Origin of the sequence: Bradyrhizobium sp. NBAIM08 (genome assembly GCF_020193935.1) — a bacterium.
Taxonomy (GTDB): Bacteria; Pseudomonadota; Alphaproteobacteria; order Rhizobiales; family Xanthobacteraceae; genus Bradyrhizobium; species Bradyrhizobium yuanmingense.
Genome location: NZ_JADYVR010000360.1, coordinates 1 through 447 on the forward strand (window position 1 = coordinate 1; position 447 = coordinate 447).

The following is a 447-nucleotide window of genomic DNA, read 5'->3' on the forward strand; positions in this document are numbered from 1 at the left end:
CGCCGAATGCTGCGGCGCTGGCCAGGAGGTTCATGACGACCGCCTTCACCGGCACCAGGACCGAGCGGAAGACCATCATCAGGAGCACGAACGACGTGAGCAGCACACCGCCGAAGAAGAGCGGCAACCTCGACGCGACGCCCTGGGTGGTGTCGACGTTGGCCGGCACCACGCCGCCGAGGTCGACAGTGAGGCCGGTGTCGATGGTGGCCGCCGGGATGGCATCGTCGCGGAGCACCTTCACGAGGTTCTGCGTGTCCGCGTCTTGAGGTGAGGTCGTGGCGGTCAGCGTCAACAGGGCCGTGTCGCCCGTGGGGTTCAGGGTCGCGGGACCGACGTAAGCCACGCCGGCCACCGACGTCAGCGCCGTTCCGAGAGAGTCGGCGGCCCCGAGCAGGTCGCTGCCGGACGGACCCTGGACGGTGAGCAGCATGGGTGCTGCGTATC

Annotated in this window: 1 protein-coding gene; it reads right to left on the bottom strand. The window is 68.9% G+C overall.

From position 1 onward, the window contains the following. Nucleotides 1-433 (bottom strand): MMPL family transporter (locus tag I6F37_RS39900; protein ID WP_225154363.1); only part of this gene is annotated, 433 nt, incomplete at its 3' end. Nucleotides 434-447: the final 14 nt, after the last annotated feature.